The sequence below is a fragment of the Maricaulis sp. genome, assembly GCF_048270265.1.
Taxonomy (GTDB): Bacteria; Pseudomonadota; Alphaproteobacteria; order Caulobacterales; family Maricaulaceae; genus Maricaulis.
The window spans coordinates 27,336-44,734 of the sequence record NZ_JBLWTD010000012.1; the positions used below are offsets into that span (position 1 = coordinate 27,336).

16 protein-coding genes and 1 pseudogene are annotated in these 17,399 nt (G+C 63.5%); 12 read left to right on the plus strand and 5 right to left on the minus strand.

The window, feature by feature from the left end:
* The first annotated feature begins 113 nt into the window (after nt 1–113).
* The gene (locus tag ACN0YF_RS08300; RefSeq protein ID WP_417494026.1) at nt 114–908 is read left to right on the plus strand and encodes a class I SAM-dependent methyltransferase; all 795 of its coding nucleotides are present in this window, start codon (nt 114–116) and stop codon (nt 906–908) included.
* Here ACN0YF_RS08300 and ACN0YF_RS08305 read toward each other — a convergent pair.
* Complete coding sequence (locus ACN0YF_RS08305; protein ID WP_417494027.1) at nt 890–1,327, minus strand: hypothetical protein; 438 nt, start codon at nt 1,325–1,327, stop codon at nt 890–892. The genes ACN0YF_RS08300 and ACN0YF_RS08305 overlap by 19 nt on opposite strands.
* Nucleotides 1,328–1,450: 123 nt before the next feature.
* Here ACN0YF_RS08305 and ubiB point away from each other — a divergent pair, with 123 nt between their 5' ends.
* From ubiB to cysK, 5 genes and pseudogenes are all read left to right on the plus strand, one after another.
* Nucleotides 1,451–2,989: a 2-polyprenylphenol 6-hydroxylase gene (gene ubiB, locus ACN0YF_RS08310; RefSeq protein ID WP_417494028.1), complete on the plus strand. Its 1,539-nt coding sequence runs from the start codon at nt 1,451–1,453 to the stop codon at nt 2,987–2,989.
* Nucleotides 2,990–3,043: 54 nt separating this feature from the next.
* Nucleotides 3,044–3,601 (plus strand): protoglobin domain-containing protein, encoded by a 558-nt coding sequence (locus ACN0YF_RS08315; RefSeq protein WP_417481339.1) that lies wholly within the window; start codon nt 3,044–3,046, stop codon nt 3,599–3,601.
* Nucleotides 3,602–3,684: 83 nt separating this feature from the next.
* Nucleotides 3,685–4,867: pseudogene (gene coaBC, locus ACN0YF_RS08320) on the plus strand (bifunctional phosphopantothenoylcysteine decarboxylase/phosphopantothenate--cysteine ligase CoaBC).
* A gap of 91 nt (nt 4,868–4,958) precedes the next feature.
* On the plus strand, nt 4,959–5,414 hold the full coding sequence (gene dut, locus ACN0YF_RS08325; RefSeq protein ID WP_417494029.1) for a dUTP diphosphatase: 456 nt from the start codon (nt 4,959–4,961) through the stop codon (nt 5,412–5,414).
* A gap of 83 nt (nt 5,415–5,497) precedes the next feature.
* A complete protein-coding gene (gene cysK / locus ACN0YF_RS08330) occupies nt 5,498–6,448 on the plus strand; it encodes a cysteine synthase A (protein WP_417494030.1) in 951 nt (316 codons plus the stop codon).
* On the opposite strand, the gene ACN0YF_RS08335 is transcribed toward cysK, so the two are convergent.
* On the minus strand, nt 6,445–7,761 hold the full coding sequence (locus ACN0YF_RS08335; protein WP_417494031.1) for an ATP-dependent DNA helicase: 1,317 nt from the start codon (nt 7,759–7,761) through the stop codon (nt 6,445–6,447). The two genes, cysK and ACN0YF_RS08335, sit on opposite strands and share 4 nt — an antisense overlap.
* An 82-nt stretch (nt 7,762–7,843) precedes the next feature.
* Between ACN0YF_RS08335 and ACN0YF_RS08340 the strand changes: the two genes are divergently transcribed.
* Nucleotides 7,844–8,614: a HesA/MoeB/ThiF family protein gene (locus tag ACN0YF_RS08340; protein WP_417494032.1), complete on the plus strand. Its 771-nt coding sequence runs from the start codon at nt 7,844–7,846 to the stop codon at nt 8,612–8,614.
* Nucleotides 8,615–8,888: 274 nt separating this feature from the next.
* Here ACN0YF_RS08340 and ACN0YF_RS08345 read toward each other — a convergent pair whose 3' ends face one another.
* A complete protein-coding gene (locus ACN0YF_RS08345; protein WP_417494033.1) occupies nt 8,889–9,803 on the minus strand; it encodes an MBL fold metallo-hydrolase in 915 nt (304 codons plus the stop codon).
* Nucleotides 9,804–9,986: 183 nt separating this feature from the next.
* Between ACN0YF_RS08345 and ACN0YF_RS08350 the strand changes: the two genes are divergently transcribed.
* The 5 genes from ACN0YF_RS08350 to ACN0YF_RS08370 all read left to right on the plus strand — a co-directional run bounded on the left by ACN0YF_RS08350 (nt 9,987) and on the right by ACN0YF_RS08370 (nt 14,026).
* Nucleotides 9,987–10,547, plus strand: a complete 561-nt coding sequence (locus ACN0YF_RS08350) for an SH3 domain-containing protein (protein WP_417494034.1) — start codon at nt 9,987–9,989, stop codon at nt 10,545–10,547.
* Between the two features lie 93 nt (nt 10,548–10,640).
* Complete coding sequence (gene fabA / locus ACN0YF_RS08355; protein ID WP_417481332.1) at nt 10,641–11,165, plus strand: bifunctional 3-hydroxydecanoyl-ACP dehydratase/trans-2-decenoyl-ACP isomerase; 525 nt, start codon at nt 10,641–10,643, stop codon at nt 11,163–11,165.
* 14 nt (nt 11,166–11,179) lie between these two features.
* On the plus strand, nt 11,180–12,394 hold the full coding sequence (fabB, locus tag ACN0YF_RS08360) for a beta-ketoacyl-ACP synthase I (protein WP_417481331.1): 1,215 nt from the start codon (nt 11,180–11,182) through the stop codon (nt 12,392–12,394).
* A 37-nt stretch (nt 12,395–12,431) separates the two neighbouring features.
* Nucleotides 12,432–13,250, plus strand: a complete 819-nt coding sequence (locus ACN0YF_RS08365) for an enoyl-ACP reductase FabI (protein ID WP_417481330.1) — start codon at nt 12,432–12,434, stop codon at nt 13,248–13,250.
* Entirely contained in the window at nt 13,250–14,026 is a 777-nt protein-coding gene (locus ACN0YF_RS08370; RefSeq protein ID WP_417494035.1) for a BglII/BstYI family type II restriction endonuclease, read from the plus strand. The genes ACN0YF_RS08365 and ACN0YF_RS08370 overlap by 1 nt, the downstream gene beginning before the upstream one ends.
* Here the strand turns inward: ACN0YF_RS08370 and ACN0YF_RS08375 are convergent, their stop codons facing one another.
* Both ACN0YF_RS08375 and ACN0YF_RS08380 read right to left on the minus strand, forming a co-directional pair.
* On the minus strand, nt 14,027–14,656 hold the full coding sequence (locus tag ACN0YF_RS08375; RefSeq protein ID WP_417494036.1) for an MT-A70 family methyltransferase: 630 nt from the start codon (nt 14,654–14,656) through the stop codon (nt 14,027–14,029).
* A 215-nt stretch (nt 14,657–14,871) separates the two neighbouring features.
* Entirely contained in the window at nt 14,872–17,337 is a 2,466-nt protein-coding gene (locus tag ACN0YF_RS08380; protein ID WP_417494037.1) for a S9 family peptidase, read from the minus strand.
* Nucleotides 17,338–17,399: the final 62 nt, after the last annotated feature.

A 17,399-nucleotide genomic window follows, 5' to 3' on the forward strand; every position in this document is an offset into this window, starting at 1 on the left:
CCGCCGCGCGTTTGCCAAAGCCTGAACCGCGATTGCGGGGGACTGCCGGGCCTGCGGCATCATCACCGCCCTGACGGCTTTGCGGCAGGGCCGCGGTGGCTTATTGTCGGCGCATGACCGAGACATTCAAACAGGCTGACCCCGAAAACACCGTCCCCTTCGGCTTCGAGGATGTGGACCGTACCCGCAAGGCCGGGCTTGTCCGCGGCGTTTTCGACCGTTCGGCACGCCGCTACGACCTGATGAACGACCTGATGTCGCTGGGCGTGCATCGCGCCTGGAAAGACATGGTAATGACACGGGCCAATCCGCAGCCCGGCGAGCGCCTGCTCGATGTGGCGGGCGGGACCGGCGATCTGGCACGCAGCTTCCTGACCAAGGCCGACCGCGCCGGCAAGCGCCGCGGCAGCCCGCAGCAGGCCGAAGCCATCGTGCTGGATATCAATGAGCAGATGTTGCGCGCCGGCATCAAGCGCGGCGTCGATGCCACCCAGGCCGGGCGGATCCAGTGGGTCACCGGCAATGCCGAATGCCTGCCGCTGTCCAGTCACTGCGTCGACTGCGTCACCATCTCGACCGGCATTCGCAATGTCACCGACCGGGCCGCAGCCCTCGCCGACATGCGCCGTGTGCTGAAGCCGGGCGGGCGCTTCCTGTGCCTGGAGTTCTCCCGGCCGACCAGCCGGGGATGGGAGAAGCTCTATGACGCCTGGTCATTCAATGTGATGCCCGAACTGGGCGAGCATGTCGCGCGGGACCGGGCCAGCTACCAGTATCTGGTGGAATCGATCCGGCGCTTCCCCGACCAGGAAAGCTTCGCCGGCGAATTGCGTCAGGCCGGCTTCCGGCAGGTGAGCTACACCAATTTCTCCGGCGGCATCGCCGCCCTTCACACGGGCTGGGCCTGATCACCGCCGCGCCCCTGCGCCTTGCGGGTGGCGATCAGCCAGGCCTTCGCTGCGGCGAGCGTATCGAATAATTGCAGGCTGGCGGGATAATCGGCCTCGCCCAGCCCGATCCAGTATTCCACCAGGGGGAGCTTCATCGGATCGGCGCAGACCTGCGCGCTCAGGGTCGGCTTGTCGCCATAGGCCTCATGCAGGATCTGTCCGAGCACGGCCTTGCCCGCCTTGATCGCCTCGATATCGAGATCGCCGAGCATGCCGTCGCTATAATCGATGATCCGGTCCCATTCGGGCGTCCATTCGGGCAATGAGACAGCCTGCCGCAAAAGCGCGGCGGCCTCCGGGATGCTCACAGGACCATGGAAGGCGGTCACAGCCCACCGGTTTTCGTAATCGAACTCGATCGTGTGGCGCATGGACATATCCAACTCCTGAGGAAGACTAACCTGCGGGGGGGCCGATGCAAGCGAGTGAAACGGCGGCGCGCGCTGCGACTTCACACCGCCCTCGCCAAGCGGGGCTGCGCCCTCTAAACAGCTGCGAATATGTTTGCGACCCTTGCCTCCTTCCTGCGCCTGCTGCGCGCCCTGCTCACGCTGGCGCGCCATGACGCCATCCTGCCTGCAGAATACCAGTCGCTCTATCCGGCACCGGCGCGGGTGGCCGGCCGCATCGCGCGGCTGTTTGCCCGCCGCGACAATGCCGGCAATCCCGGCGAACGCCTGGCCCGGGCGCTGGAAAGGCTCGGCCCCTCCTATGTCAAATTCGGCCAGATTCTGGCGACCCGCGGCGATGTCATCGGCGAACGCTTCGCGCGCGGCCTGGCCCGGCTGCAAGACCGGATGCCGCCCTTCGACGACACCGAGGCCCGCGCCATCATCGCCGCCGAACTGGGCGCGCCCGTAGAGAGCCTGTTCAAGACCTTCGGGCCGGCCATCGCCGCCGCCTCGATCGCGCAGGTTCACCGCGCCACCACGCAGGATGATGTTGAGGTGGCGGTAAAGGTCCTGCGGCCCGATATCGAACTGCGCATCGCGCGCGATATCCGCACCCTCTCCCTGGGCGCCGCTCTGGCCGAGAGACTGGCGCCAGCCAGCCGCCGTCTGGAGCCGCGCAAATTCGTTGCCACAGTTGCCCGCTCGCTCAGCTTCGAGACCGATTTGCGGCTTGAAGCCGCCGCCGCGTCAGAGCTGGCCGAAGCGGCCACTGCCGTTGAACACTACCGCATCCCCGAGGTTGAATGGACCCTGTCGTCCAAGCGCATCCTGACGACGCGATGGGTCACCGGCGCACCCCTGAGCGATCCGGAGCGGCTTGCCGGGCTGAACCTCGACCAGGCCGCACTGGCCACGACATTGACGCGGGCCTTTCTCGGCACGGCGCTTGATCGCGGCGTGTTTCACGCCGACATGCATGCCGGCAATCTTTTCGCCGCTGCCAATGGCGACCTCTGGGCGGTGGATTTCGGAATCATGGGGCGGATCGGCCGGCCCGAACGCCGGTTCCTCGCGCTTATCCTGCATGGCTTCCTGACCCGCGACTATACAGCTGCGGCACGGGCCCACTTTGCGGCAGGCTATGTGCCCGACGAGCATACCGTCGCCGATTTCGCCAGCGCGCTGAGGGCTGTCGGCGAACCGATTTTCGGCAAGCGCGCCGACGAGGTGCCGATGTCGCGCGTGCTGATGCAATTGTTCGAGATCACCGATCTGTTCGACATGCGCCTGCGCCCCGAACTGGTGATGTTGCAAAAGACCATGGTCCAGTGTGAGGGCGTGGCGCGCTCTCTCGACCCGCAGCACAATATGTGGGCCGCGGCCACGCCTGTCGTCGAGGCCTGGATGAAACGCGAGCTGGGCCCGGAAGGGCGGATTCGCGACTTTGCCGAGGATCTGGAGCGGTTCTACGGAGCCATGCGGCATCTGCCCGACGCCATCGAGGACTGGGCGGATATTGGCGCCAGGCTCAAGTCGGGCGAGCTTCGCCTCTCGACTCCGCCGCCGCCACGCCCCTGGGCCGTCCGCCTCGCCTGGCTGGGTGTGGCAGCTGCTGCCGGCGCTGCGCTGGCCCTGTGGCTTGCATAAAAACGCCCACATACCAAACACGGTCCGGTAATATCTTCGTGCTTCAATGCACCCATGACATTAAGCACCAAACCGACCCCCGAACATTTCGAGCTCCAGCGCGAGTTTTTCCGGATCGACGCCGCGACCGTCGCGCGTATCCGCAAGCTGAAACCGCGCCTCATGGCCTATGCTGCCGAAACGCTTGAAACCCTGTTTGACCACCTCGCCTCGAATCCCGAGGTCGGGGACTATTTCGAGATATCGGACAATACCCGCTATCTGCGCGACGGCATGCTGGCCCATTGCGAGCTGGTCTTTTCGGCCCGTTTCGACCCGAAATATTATGACGCCGTCGACCAGATGGGCCTGCGCCACAGCAAGCTGGACTATCCCTCGCACGCCTATTCCTCCGCCTATGCCAACCTGATGGCCGGTATTTTCCGGCAAGGTTTGGAGACGGGCCCGAAGCTCAATGCCGAGGATATGGCCGCCATCACGCGCGTTTCGATCTACGACATGGAACTGACCATCGCCGCCTTCTTCCGCCACCAGCTGGACAAGCAGGCCGCGCTCTATGCCGATACGGAAAAAGTGCGCGATATGATGACCCAGCAGCGCCTCGCCAGCTGAGACGCCGCCCGGCCCCGACAAGAGGCTTGGGATTCCACTCGCAAACCGCTAGTTACTTCGCGTAGCGAACTGGGAGCACGGCCGTGTCCGACAAGCGGATCCTCTTGATCATTGGTGGCGGGATCGCCGCCTATAAAAGCCTGCTGCTGATCCGCGAATTGCAGCGGCGCGGCATCGGCTCGCGCTGCATCCTCACCTCGGCCGGCGCCGAATTCGTCACCCCGCTCAGTGTCTCGGCGCTGTCGGGCGAACGCGTTTTCAGCGAGCTGTTCGACCTCACCGACGAATCCGACATGGGCCATATCGAATTGTCGCGCTCGGCCGATCTCGTCGTCGTCGCGCCGGCCACCGCCGACCTGATGGCCAAGGCGGCCCAGGGTCTGGCCAATGATCTCGCTTCAACCACCCTGCTGGCCACCGACAAGCCGGTGCTGATGGCGCCGGCGATGAATGTGCGGATGTGGGAGCACAAGGCGACCCAGCGCAATCTGGCGACGCTGAAACAGGACGGCATCCACTTTGTCGGTCCTGATGAGGGCGAGATGGCCTGCGGCGAATTCGGACCCGGCCGCATGGCCGAACCGGTCGCGATTGCCGAAGCCGTCGAGGGCCTGCTGCATGGCTGAGCCGCTCGCCAGACGGCACGTGCTGATCACCGCCGGCCCGACCCGTGAACCGATCGATCCGGTCCGCTATATCTCCAACCATTCCTCCGGCCAGCAGGGCTATGCCATCGCGGCGGCCTGCGCCGCACTCGGCGCGCGCGTAACGCTTGTCTCCGGCCCGACAGCCCTGCCAGACCCTGACGGCATGACCGTGGTGCGGATCGAGACCGCGCTGGACATGCTCGCCGCCGTCGAGACCGCCATGCCGGCCGATGTCTTCATCGCCGTCGCTGCCGTCGCCGACTGGCGCCCTGCCGCCCCCTCCGACACCAAGATCAAGGCCGACAAGTCGAGCTTTGCCACCCTGCCGCTGGTCGAAAACCCGGACATTCTCAAAACCATCAGCCAACTCGCCAGCGGGCGCCCCGGCCTGGTGGTCGGCTTTGCCGCCGAGACCCATGATGTCGAGGCGCTCGCCACCGCCAAGCGCATCCGCAAGGGCTGCGACTGGATCGTCGCCAATGACGTCTCCGGCGATGTGATGGGCGGGGCCGAGAATGCGGTCACCCTGGTCACGGCGCAGGACAGCGAGCACTGGCCGCGCGCGCCCAAGGGCGAGATCGCGGCCCGGCTGGCGTCCCGCATCGCCGAAGCGCTCTAGTTTTCCCCAGCGGGCCTGCCGACAGCACTGGCCAGCCAGGCGCTGGCGGGCTTCAATCAAACCCTTCAGCCACTGCGCCGGACCCGACCCGATGAAAACCATCCACGTCCAGATCAAACCGCTGCCGCATTATGAGGGCCTGGCCCTGCCGGCCTATGAGACGCCGCAATCGGCCGGCATGGATCTGCGCGCCGCCATCCCGGCCGACGAGCCCATCATCATCCCCCATGGCGAATGGCGCCTGGTGCCGGTCGGCATCGCCATTGCCCTGCCCGACGGTTTCGAGGCGCAGGTGCGCCCCCGCTCCGGACTGGCCGCCAAAAAAGGGATTTCCTGCGTCAATTCACCCGGCACGGTCGATGCCGATTATCGCGGCGAGATCCGGGTCAATCTGATCAATCACGGCAAGGAAGACTTCGTCATCAATCGCGGTGACCGTATCGCGCAAATGGTGATCGCGCCGGTGATGCAGGCCTTGTGGCTGGTCACTGCCGAGCTGAACGAAACCCAGCGCGGCACGGGCGGTTTCGGCTCCACCGGCGTGTGATCGAGAAAGCGTGATCGCTGCGCGCGGTGACACATGCGTGCCGGCCACCTACATAGCCACCAGTTTCCATTGAGGATTTCCCCATGACCGACACTCCGGGCCGCGGCCGTATCTACAGCTCCATCGCCGACACCGTTGGCAATACGCCGCTGGTCGAGCTGTCCAAGCTCGCTGCTGCACACGGCGCCAAGGCGCGCATCCTCGCCAAGCTGGAATTCTTCAACCCGCTCTCCAGCGTCAAGGACCGGATCGGCGTCGCCATGATCGATGCGCTCGAGGCCGCCGGCAAGCTCGGCGAGGGCAGCGTCATGATCGAGCCGACCTCGGGCAATACCGGCATCGGCCTCGCCTTCGTTGCTGCCGCACGCGGCCATCGCCTGATCCTGACCATGCCGGAAAGCATGTCGATCGAGCGCCGCAAACTTCTGGCCCATCTCGGTGCCGAGCTGGTGCTCACCGATCCCGCCAAGGGCATGAATGGCGCCATCGCCAAGGCCCGGGAATTGATTGATGCCACTCCCGGCGCGGTAATGCCCAGCCAGTTCACCAATCCCGCCAATCCGGACATCCACCGCAAGACCACGGCGCTGGAAATCTGGAATGATACGGCGGGCGAAGTCGATGTCTTCATCGCCGGCGTCGGTACCGGCGGCACGCTGACCGGCGTTGCCTCGGTGCTGAAAGCGAAAAAGCCCGGCGTCCACATCATCGCGGTCGAACCGACCGACAGCCCGGTCATCTCCGGCGGCAAGCCTGGCCCGCACAAGATCCAGGGCATCGGCGCCGGCTTCATCCCCGACAATCTCGATGTGAGCCTGATCGACGAAACCATCCAGGTCACCAATGACCAGGCCTTCGCCATGGCGCGGGAAGCGGCACGCAGCGAGGGCGTGCCGGCCGGCATTTCTTCAGGCGCCGCCATCCAAGCGGCACTGGACGTCGCCAGGCGCGACGACATGGCGGACAAGACGATTGTCGTGGTGCTGGCGAGCTCGGCCGAGCGCTATCTGTCGACGGCGCTGTTCGAGGATTAGCCCCGCAAACTCATCGGCACCGGATCGCAAAAGCTCTTCACGTCGAAGATCCGCTCATCGCAGATGATATCGCCCGGCGTCAGCGGCCTCGAGAGCTCCAGCCCTTCCAGCGTGCGCGCCCGTGACAGGGCCACATAGGCCTGCCCATGAGCGAAGAGGCGGCGGGCGAGGTCGAGATAGACCTTGTCGAGGGTGAGGCCCTGGGCCTTGTGGATGGTCATCGCCCAGGCCAGACGCAGCGGGTATTGCGTGAAGGCGCCGGCGGTCGTCTTGGTCAGCGCCCGCGTCGCCTCGTCAAAGGCATAGGCATTGCGCTCCCACTTGGCCGGCTCGATCGACCAGACATTCTCGCCGATACGCACGCGCACGGCCTTCTCGTCAAAACCCTCGACTTCGGCCAGCGTGCCATTGACCCAGCGCCCCTGCGGATCATTGCGCGTCATCATCACGCGGGCACCAATCTTGAGCACCAGAGGCTCCTCGGCCGGGAAGAGGCGCTGGTCGAACTGGCCCTCGACCTTGGCGTTGAAGGCATGCGGCGTGGTCGGCAGGCCCTCGAGGCGGGCATTATTGATGCGGAAGGCGGTCTCATTGGTCGCCGTCAGCACGACATGGCTCAGGCTCGCCTCCAGACCGGAGCGGCCGGTGACGCGCTCATTGAGCCGTTCGGCCTCGTCGGCCCGCACATCGCCCTCGCGCACGGCATTGAGCAGGTGGATGAAATCCTCATCGGTCTGGCGGAAGACCTCTTCGAGCTCGACCAGCGCGAAACCGGCCTCTCGGAAGCATTGCGGGTTGAAGAAGAAGGGTCCGCCATGGGTGTTTTCGAGATATTCCGCCTCGCCGCCCTGCACCACCGGCGGCAATTGCGCCAGATCGCCGACAATCACCATCTGGACGCCGCCAAACGGCTCATTGCACTCGCGGTTGAGGCGCAGGGACTGGTCGATCGCCCACATCATGTCCGAGCGCACCATGGAGATCTCGTCGATCACCAGCGTCTCCAGCGCCTTGACGACACGGCTATGGCGCACCTTGCGGATATCGCGGCCGGTAATCACGCGCGGCGGGAGGTGGAAGAAGCTGTGGATTGTCTGCCCGCCAGCCTGCATCGCGGCAACGCCCGTCGGCGCCAGCACAGCGGCCTTGTTGCCGGCCTGACGCAGCAGCTCGCGCATCAGCGTCGTCTTGCCGGTGCCGGCACGGCCGGTGAGGAAAATATTCGGCTTGTCGCGCCGCAACCAGCCCAGGAGATTGACCTGGGTTTCGGACAGCGTGGGTTCGGTGCGGGTGGTGAGTGGGGTGTCGGACATGGCAGCAAACTGCGTCTGTTCGCGGCTCAAGCCAACCGGAATGCACTTGATCAGCGGCAGCTTCTCGGCCACCTGTGGACCCATGAGCACCGAGATCGATATCGAACGCTTCGCGCGCCACATCGTGCTACGCGAAATTGGCGGCCCCGGCCAGCAGGCGCTGGGCCGCGCGCGGGTGACGATTATCGGTGCGGGCGGGCTGGGCGCGCCTGCAAGCCTGTATCTGGCGGCCGCCGGGGTGGGTGAGATCACCCTGATCGATCCCGACACGGTCAGCCTCGATAATCTGCAACGGCAAATCCTGTTTCGCACCGATGATGTCGGCGCCTCCAAGGTCGAGACGGGAGCGGCGGCGCTGCGGGCGCTCAATCCGGGAACGCAGGTGAGCGCCATCCAGACCCTGCTGGACTCCGGCAATGCGCGCGAGCTCCTGACCGGTGCCGATCTCATCCTCGATGGTTGCGATAATTTCGCGACCCGTTTTGCCGTCAATGCCGCCAGCCGGGCGCTCGGCATCCCGCTGGTCTCCGGCGCCATCGGCCGTTGGGACGGCCAGGTCTCGCTGTTCAATGCCGGGCCTGACGCTCCCTGCTATCGCTGCTGGGTGCCGGAAATTCCGCCCGATGCAGAGACCTGCGCCCGCGTCGGCGTCGTGGGTGCCCTGACCGGCGTGATTGGGTCGATCATGGCGCTTGAGGCGATCAAGCATGTCTGCGGCGCCGGCGAGACTTTGGTTGGCCGCATCCTGCTGTTTGACGGGCTGAACATGGACAGCCGGACGGTGAAGCTCAAACGCGATCCCGGCTGCCCGGGCTGCGGCGGGAACCCGGCTTCAGGACCGGGCGGTCAATAACAGGCCCAACCCGATGGCCACTCCCGGAGCCAGGCCGAACAGGATGCCCAGCCAGGCATTTCCCGTACTCAGGCCAATAATCAGCCAGAGCAGGAGACCCGCGCCAAGGCCGGCTGCGAAGCCCAGGGGTTTGTGCAACCGCGGCGGGGGCGGCAAGACAGGGTTTTTCTCGAGAGGGCTCATACGGCCAATATGGAGAACCAGACCTCTCGGGAAGCTGGGGGCGAGTTTAATTCCTGGTCAGAAACCCGCCCCCGCTCAGAAAATGACCGCCCTATTCGTAGGAGACCGCATTGCCGGCCGCATCATTGTACAGCGTCTGCACCATGCGATCAGTGGTGATGAACCCCCAGTTCCAATCATCGTGGAAATCCGCCAGGGGCTCTGCCGCCCGGACGGCCTCGAGATCGGCACCGCCCTCCACCAGGGTGCGGACGCGGAAGGCCGCCTCGCGCAACATGTCGAGCGAGGCCTGCAGTTCCACACGCGTGGACAACGGGCCATGCCCCGGGATGATGCGGGTTTCATCACCGGCTATTTCCAGCCCGCGCTCCATCGCGGCGATATAGCCGTCAACAGAACCTCCGGCGGAAAGATCGATGAAGGGGAAGATTCCCGAAAAGAAGGTGTCGCCCATGTGGAGCACATCGGCTTGGCGAAAATAGACCATGGCGTCGCCATCGGTATGCGCGCGCGGAATATGCACAGCCTCGACGGTCTGCCCGTTCATGTGAAAGGTCAGGTCCTGGCCGAAAGTCAGGATCGGCAGCGTGCCCGGTGCCTGGGCCCACTCATCCTCGGCCGCTTCAAGCCGGGTGCGGATATTGTGGTGGGCGGCGATCGTCGTGCCCTGCTGGGCAAAATGCGCATTGCCCCCGGTATGATCGCCATGCCAGTGGGTGTTGACGATGAAGCGGGGCGATTGCTCGCCGGCGATCTCGACCACGGCACCTTCAATCACCTCGGTGGTATTGGGAAGCTGGTCGTCGACCATCACCACACCGTCGGGACCGTTGAGGAGCGCCAGATTGCCGGCAATGCCGGTGGACAACATATAGATCCCGTCACCGAGATCGGTGCTGTCTACGGAAACCTGCGGCTGCTCGTCCTGGGCGGCGAGCGCCAGCGCAGGCAGTGAATTGGCGGCCAGCAATGCTGCTGCCGTGGTTATGGCCAAACGAAAACGCATCTTGTCCCCTCGCGATTGGCGCCGCTCCGGCGCTTGAAAGCACGATATGGGGCGTCCGGCCCCGATTGCACCCCCGGAGGGTTCAATTTATCGCGAGCCGCCGACCGGTTCCGTCTCGGTCGTCATAGGGTTTACGCCGTCTTCACCCTGTTGATCCAAGAGTGGTGATTCAAGGAGTTTCCCATGCACCGCCTCGCTGTTCTGATCGCTCTCATCGTCCTGACTGCGCCCGTTCAGGCGCAGGAAACCGGGCAGCCGACGCCTTCAGGCCAGGAAGTGCCGCGCTTTGTCAGCCTGAAATTCGATGTCGCCAATGGCCGCTCGGGCCCCAGCCGCTCCCACCCCGTGGCCTGGCGCTATGTCCGCGCCGGCCTGCCGATGGAAGTCGTCGCCGAGACACCGGACTGGCGCCGCGTCCGCGATCCCGATGGCGAACTGACCTGGATGCACCGCTCGATCCTTTCCGGCCGGCGCACGGTCGTCACGCTGGACGAGACCCCGCTACGCGCCCGCGCCGATGAAGATGCGCCCGCCGAGGCGATTGCCGAGCGCGGCGTAATTCTCGCCCTGGAACGCTGCCGCACAGGCTGGTGCCGGGTTGAAGGCCAGGGATATCGCGGCTGGGCAAGGGCCGACGCGCTATGGGGGGTCTATGCCAGTGAACGCGGCGACGCCCCGGACGACGAGAATGACGGCAGCCCCGCCTTGAGCGGCTCTCTTGCGCGTGATACCGCTCTGCCCTGATCCGCCCGGTTTTCACGCAAGACCGGGTCCCCATTCCCAGCCCGGTTACCGGCAGCTCATGCTGCCCGGTCTGTGGCGCAGCTGATCGGTTACATGACTGAACGCCAAAGCTCATTTAGCTACGAAGATCTGATCGCCGCCGGCGAGGGTGGCCTGTGGGGCCCCGACCGGTCGCGGCTGCCCGCCCCGCCCATGCTGATGATGGACCGCATTCTCCATATCGATGACGATACGGGCGAGCACGGCAAGGGCCATATCGTTGCTGAACTCGACATCAATCCCGACCTCTGGTTCTTCGCCTGCCACTTCAAGGGCGACCCGGTGATGCCGGGCTGCCTCGGGCTTGACGCCATGTGGCAACTGGTCGGTTTCTTCCTGTGCTGGAAGGGCAATCCCGGCAAGGGCCGTGCCCTCGGCGTCGGCGAAGTCAAATTCACCGGCGAGATCACACCGGAAACGAAGAAGGTCCGTTATGTGATCGACCTGAAGCGGGTCATTCAACGCCGTCTGATCATGGCAATCGGCGACGGTCATGTCGAAGCCGATGGCAAGATCATCTATACGGCCAAAGACCTGCGAGTGGGCCTGTTCCAGCCCGCCGAAACTCAAGAAGACTGATCCAGGAGTTCGCGATGCGCCGTGTTGTCATCACCGGTCTCGGCATAATTTCTCCCATCGGGAATAATGCTGCCGACGTCACCCAATCCCTGCGCGAAGGCAAAAGCGGCATCCGCCGTATGGAAAGCTTTGCGCAATACAATTTCCGTTGCCAGGTTGGCGGCAAGCCGACGGTCGATCCGGCCGAGCATGTCGACAAGCGGGTCTATCGCTTCATGTCGGAAGGTGCCGGCTGGAACTATATGGCGATGGAGCAGGCGATCGCCGATGCGGGCCTGCCCGAATCCGACATCTCCAATGTGCGCTCAGGCATCATCATGGGCTCCGGTGGTCCTTCGGCCGGCACGATCGTCGCCGCTGCCGACATCACCCGCGAAAAGGGCCCCAAGCGCGTGGGTCCGTTCGCTGTGCCCAAGGCCATGAGCTCGACGGCCTCGGCAACGCTGGCCACCCCGTTCAAGATCCTGGGCGTGAACTACACCATCACCTCGGCCTGCACGACCTCGCTGCATTGTATCGGCGCGGCCACCGAGCAGATTCAATGGGGCAAGCAGGACGTCATGTTCGCCGGCGGTTGCGAGGAGATCCACTGGGCCCTCTCCAACCTGTTCGACGCCATGGGCGCCATGTCCACGAAATACAATGACACGCCGGAGCTCGCCTCACGCGCTTTCGACAAGGACCGTGACGGTTTTGTCGGCGGTGCAGGCGCCGGCGTTGTCGTTCTGGAAGAATACGAACGCGCCAAGAAGCGCGGCGCCCATATCTATGCCGAAGTCACCGGCTATGGCGCCACTTCGGACGGCTATGACATGGTCGCACCGTCCGGCGAGGGTGCCGTGCGCTCGATGAAACTGGCGATGGAAACCGTCAACAAGCCGATCGACTATCTCAATCCCCACGCCACGGCGACGCCGGTGGGCGACATCAAGGAGATGGGCGCGGTCAAGGAAGTCTTTGGCGACAACGCACCGATGATCTCCGGCACGAAATCCATGACCGGGCACTCGCTCGGCGCGGCCGGCGTGCATGAGGCCATCTATACGCTGCTGATGATGAAGCACAATTTCGTGGCCCCCTCGATCAATATTTTCGAGATGGATCCGGAAATTGCGGCCCTCAATCTGCCGATCGTCACCGAGACCCGCGATGCCGATATCCAGACCGCGATGTCGAATTCCTTCGGCTTCGGCGGTACCAATGGCACCGTGGTATTCCAGAAAGTCTGATCCAAAATTCCTGTGATTACAGGCGAGGAGACACAAGATGAGTGATATCCAGTTCCCGGCCGGGACCTTGATGAAGGGCAAGCGCGGGCTTGTCATGGGCGTCGCCAACAAGAATTCCATCGCCTGGGGCATTTCCCAGCAATTGGCTGCCCAGGGCGCCGAGCTGGCCTTTTCCTATCAGGGCCAGGAACTCGAACGCCGTGTCCGTCCGCTGGTCGAAAGCCTCGGCGGCGATCCTTTCATGGTCGCAGCCGACGTCACCGACGAAGCCTCGATGGATGCCTGTTTTGCGGCACTCAAGGAAAAATGGGGCACGATCGATTTCCTCGTTCACGCCATCGCCTTTGCCGGCAAGGACGAGCTGGTCGGATCCTTCACCGAGAACACCACCCGCGAGGGCTGGCGCCGGGCGATGGAAATCTCCGCCTTCTCCTTTGTCGATGCCGGCAAGCGGGCCTCGCACATGATGCCCAATGGCGGCGCCATGATCACCCTGACCTATCTCGGTTCCGAGCGGGTCGTGCCGTCCTACAATGTCATGGGCGTCGCCAAGGCGGCCCTGGAAGCCTCGACGCGCTATATGGCGCGCGATCTCGGCCCCGTCGGCATTCGCGTCAATGCGCTCTCGGCCGGACCGATGCGCACCCTCGCCATGGCCGGGATTTCCGGTGGCAAGGCGCTGATGCGTACCGGCCGCGAATGGTCGATGATGAAGGAAGACACCAAGATGGAAGGCGTCGCCGGCGCCGCCCTCTACCTGCTCTCCGATCTCGGCCTGTCCTGCACCGGCGAGACACTCCATGTCGATGCCGGCTTCCACGCTGTGGCCGTGCCAAGCATGGACGGGGATGACTAATGCTCGATGAGCTCCGTAAGATCGGATTCGATGTGGGCTGCTATCACCACGCCGATGCCCTTTTGAGCGGTGCTTTTCCTGGTGCAGTGGAAGAAATTGAAGACACGCTCGCAGCATTTAAGCTTCCGATGTCGTCGCTAGTCGGTAGTGGTGGCGGCGAAACTGAAGGCACGCAGCGGCTGCGACGAGAGCTCAGCGCGCGCGGCTGGGTAAAGCGGACGATACAGGTCGAAAAGACGGTTGTTACGTTCGAGGGCACCGCAGGAAAGAAAAGCTACACGGAGCTGGATCGGGCGACTGTTGCTTCACTTTCTCACGAGATTGATCACGTAAAGAGTTTTGAAGCTGGGACAATTTTGCTCGAGATTGAATGGAACAATAAGGATCCGTTTTTTGATAGAGATTTGGAGAACTTCAAGCGCCTTCATGCCGACGGGGCAGCGAATATCGGAATCCTTATTACACGCGGCCAATCATTTGAGGACAATATTACGGCGTTTGTGAAGCGCTACGCGGAGAACCATGACCTCACCTCTCTCGCTGCCCTGATGGACCACGGCCTAGAGCCAACGCGCCGGCAACAGAACGATATTACTAAAGCCGTCACCCGAGCCGGAGATTTCGCTACCGGTTGGGCCGCCGCCTTCGTCTCCGACAAATATGCTAGCTCGACAACTAATTGGGCGAAGCTTGAAGATAGAATGCGGCGCGGGGTGGGGAATCCCTGTCCATTGGTCGCGATTGGAATCCCAAGCAGCGTCATTATTGAGGATTAGTCACTCTGCCGCATCTGCCCGAGAATTATAGGCATAGGTATTCCAACTCGGCTCATAGGCATCGGTAGCCTCATTACCCCAACAAGTCCAATTAGGTCGCGTGCCCCGCGAAAACATCTCCAAATAGGGACCGCGACTACAAGACTCAATCAAAGGGTATTGCTCATCGGGCTTACGTGAGTGTTCGCGCTTCCGAGTCGCAATAAAGTTTACTTGGCTACGACCAGGAGCAAGCGTCCGCGCATTTTTGCCCCGAATTCCAAACAGCAAAAGCTCGGTCACATTTCTAAAATAGAATCCCACTCCACGGCCATCGGGGCCACCATCTTTACGAATTTTTTCCCAAACGATATTCGACTTATATTCAAAACCCCATTCCTTCATCACTCGAAGGCCGTCGGGCAACAACGCATTGGGCACCCAAAGGTATAAATGCGCAGGGTCCGCCGCCACTTCAGAAACGGGCAGGGCGCAGATCTCGTCCAGGTGCATCGTTGAATAGCGAGTAAGTCGCTTATGTTCAGGAGCGATTTTACCCGTTCGGTTCGCGAACTGCCATGGCGGGTCGGCCAAGATCGTTCCAAACTTCTGCCCGTTGAGTGGTTTCAAGATGTTTGCGTTCGCATCCATGGCGCTATTAGATCTCGTTTTGTTCTGTTTGGCCAGCGATAATTGCCTGATGATGAATCACGATTCGTTCCATAACACTCACCTTGTTGTCTGATATCGACCTTCGATAGCTGTGGATCGACTTCCTCGTCGCCTAGCAGCCCGATGTCCAATCACAGAGCCCCCCGCCAGCTCGCTCTGGCGGGGTTTTTCATTGAATCAGAGCTATCAGCCCTTCACTCCATCGAATCCTCATCCTCCACGGCGTTATCACCGCCGCGCGGGTCCTCCACCGGTTTCACCCAGCGGTCGAGCCAGTCAATGCTCTCGGCGAGGACGTGGAGCACGCTTTCGCGGCCACGATAACCGTGGCTCTCATAGGGCAGCATGACCAGGCGCGCCGTGCCGCCATTGCCCTTGATCGCGGCAAACATGCGCTCGGACTGGATCGGGAATGTGCCTGAATTATTGTCCATCTCGCCATGGATCATCAGCATGGGCTCATTGATTTCGTCGGCATGCATGAAGGGGCTGAGCTCGAAATAGACCTCCGGCGCTTCCCAGAAGGTACGCCGCTCGGACTGGAAGCCAAACGGCGTCAGGGTTCGGTTATAGGCACCGGAACGGGCAATGCCGGTGCGGAACTGATCGCTCGCGGCGAGCAGGTGGGCGGTCATAAAGGCGCCATAGCTGTGCCCGGCAATCGCGACCCGTTCGCCATCGCCAAAGCCGAGCGCGACCGTCTCGTCGATGGCGGCCTGGGCAGAGAGCACCAATTGCTCGATGAAGGTGTCATTGACCGTCAGCGGATCATCGCCGACCACCGGCATGGTGGCGTTCTCGAGCAGGGCATAGCCCTGGGTGACGAGAAAGCGCGGGCTGGTGCCGCTGATGCGGGTGAACTGCCAGGGCGAACCGCGCACCTGGCCCGCCGTGGCGGCATCATTGTATTCCAGCGGATAGGCCCAGATCAGCACCGGCAGCTGGTCACCCTCCTCATAGTCGGCCGGCAGGTAGAGTGTCGCGGAAAGCGGGACGCCATCGGACCGTTCATAGGTGATCAGGCGGCGCGAGATGGCGTTGAGCTGCGGGTGCGGGCTGACGAATTGGGTCAGCGCCGTCTCCGCACCATCCTGGCGATGCAGATAGAGATTGGCCGGCGTCACCGGATCCTCGCGCGAGATCAGGAAGGAGGACGCGTCGGGGGCGACCAGGCTGACCACGCTCTCATAGACCTCGCCGCTATTGCGCCAGATCTCCTCGGCCTCGAAGGTCTCGAAATCCACCCGGCGCAGGAAGGGGCGATTGCCCTCGGGGGTGGCGCCATCGCCGGCGAAATACATGAAGCCGTCCTCGACACCGATAACACTCTGGCCGAACGCATTGCGCACGGTCAGCGGATTGCCGGGATCGGCATAGGCGTCCTGGTTATTGCGTTCCTCGGCCAGGCGCGGTGCGACGTCCGGGTCGGCGAAATCGACCAGCCAGCGCCGGATGATCCGGGTATCGCGGTCATACTCCACCGCAAAACCGGTTTCGCCGACATTGGTGAACTGGGTGCCGTAATAGCGGTCTTCGGTGCGCAGGATTTCACGCGGCTCGCCATCAAAGGGGGCTTCGAGTGCCCAGACGCTGTCACGCTGATCGATCTCGACCCGCGGATCACCGCCATCAAGCGCCTCGGCCCAGATAAGACGTGCCGGATGCGAGGCCTGCCAGCCAATATTGCGCCGTCCGGTTATCACGCCGCCGATGGGAATCCCGTCCGCAATCGGTTGCTCGGCAATGCGCGCGACCACGCGGCCGCGCAGATCGAGCACTTCACTTCGATCCGCCAGCCGGTACCAGGGCTGCAGGAAGGAGAAGGGCCGCCGCAGCGATTCAGCGAGGATATATTCGCCGCCCGGAGCCGGGCTGGCGCTGTAATAGAGGCCGGGCTCGCCGATCCGGCGCTGATTGCGGCCATCGGCATCGATCAGCACAAGCTGGCTGCTGGCCAGCCAGGCAAACAGGTTCGCATCATCAATATCCTGCAACAGGTCCTGATAGGTTCGCACGGGCGATTCCTGGCCGCTGGCTTCCTGGATCACCGGGCCCGCAGGCACGCGCGCCCGTTCCGGCCGGGGCCCACGCTCCGGCGAGACCAGGCTGACCAGAAGGGTTTCGCCATCGGGCATCCAGCTGACCGGCGAGAAGACGGCATTGATGCCCGACGCGATGATCTGGCGCGCCCGGGCACGGGCGACGTCGACGACCCAGAGGCTCAGTTCGCCGTCGCGGGTCACGATCATGGCGATTTTCGAACCGTCATGGGACCAGCTGATATGCGAGAGGCCGACATTGTCCGGCAGGGCCACAGGCCGTTCCTGGCCGGTTTCGATATCGAGCAGGCTCAACCCGACCACCGAGCGCGGCCCGTGACGGCCATTGGTCTCGGCGTCCAGCCGCAGCCCGGCCAGCCGCTCCATCGGGCGCGCCAGCTGGGAGACCGGTGGCAGGCTCTCGCGCTGCAGCAGGGCGATGGTGTCACGCGCCGGGGATGCCGATGTCCAGGGCGTTGGCTGGGCATCGACGATGTCGACAATCTCCTGCGGTGGCAGCCGGTAGGGCTCCTGCGCCGGGGCCAGTGCGCCCCAACCGGTCAGCACCACGGCCGCCACGCAGGCCCCTGCTCTCCACCATGCCTGGACTGTCATCATCATTCATTCCCCTTGCGCGCTGGCCGCCAAGACGGCCCCGGATTGTGCCGGGAAGGTAAATGAGA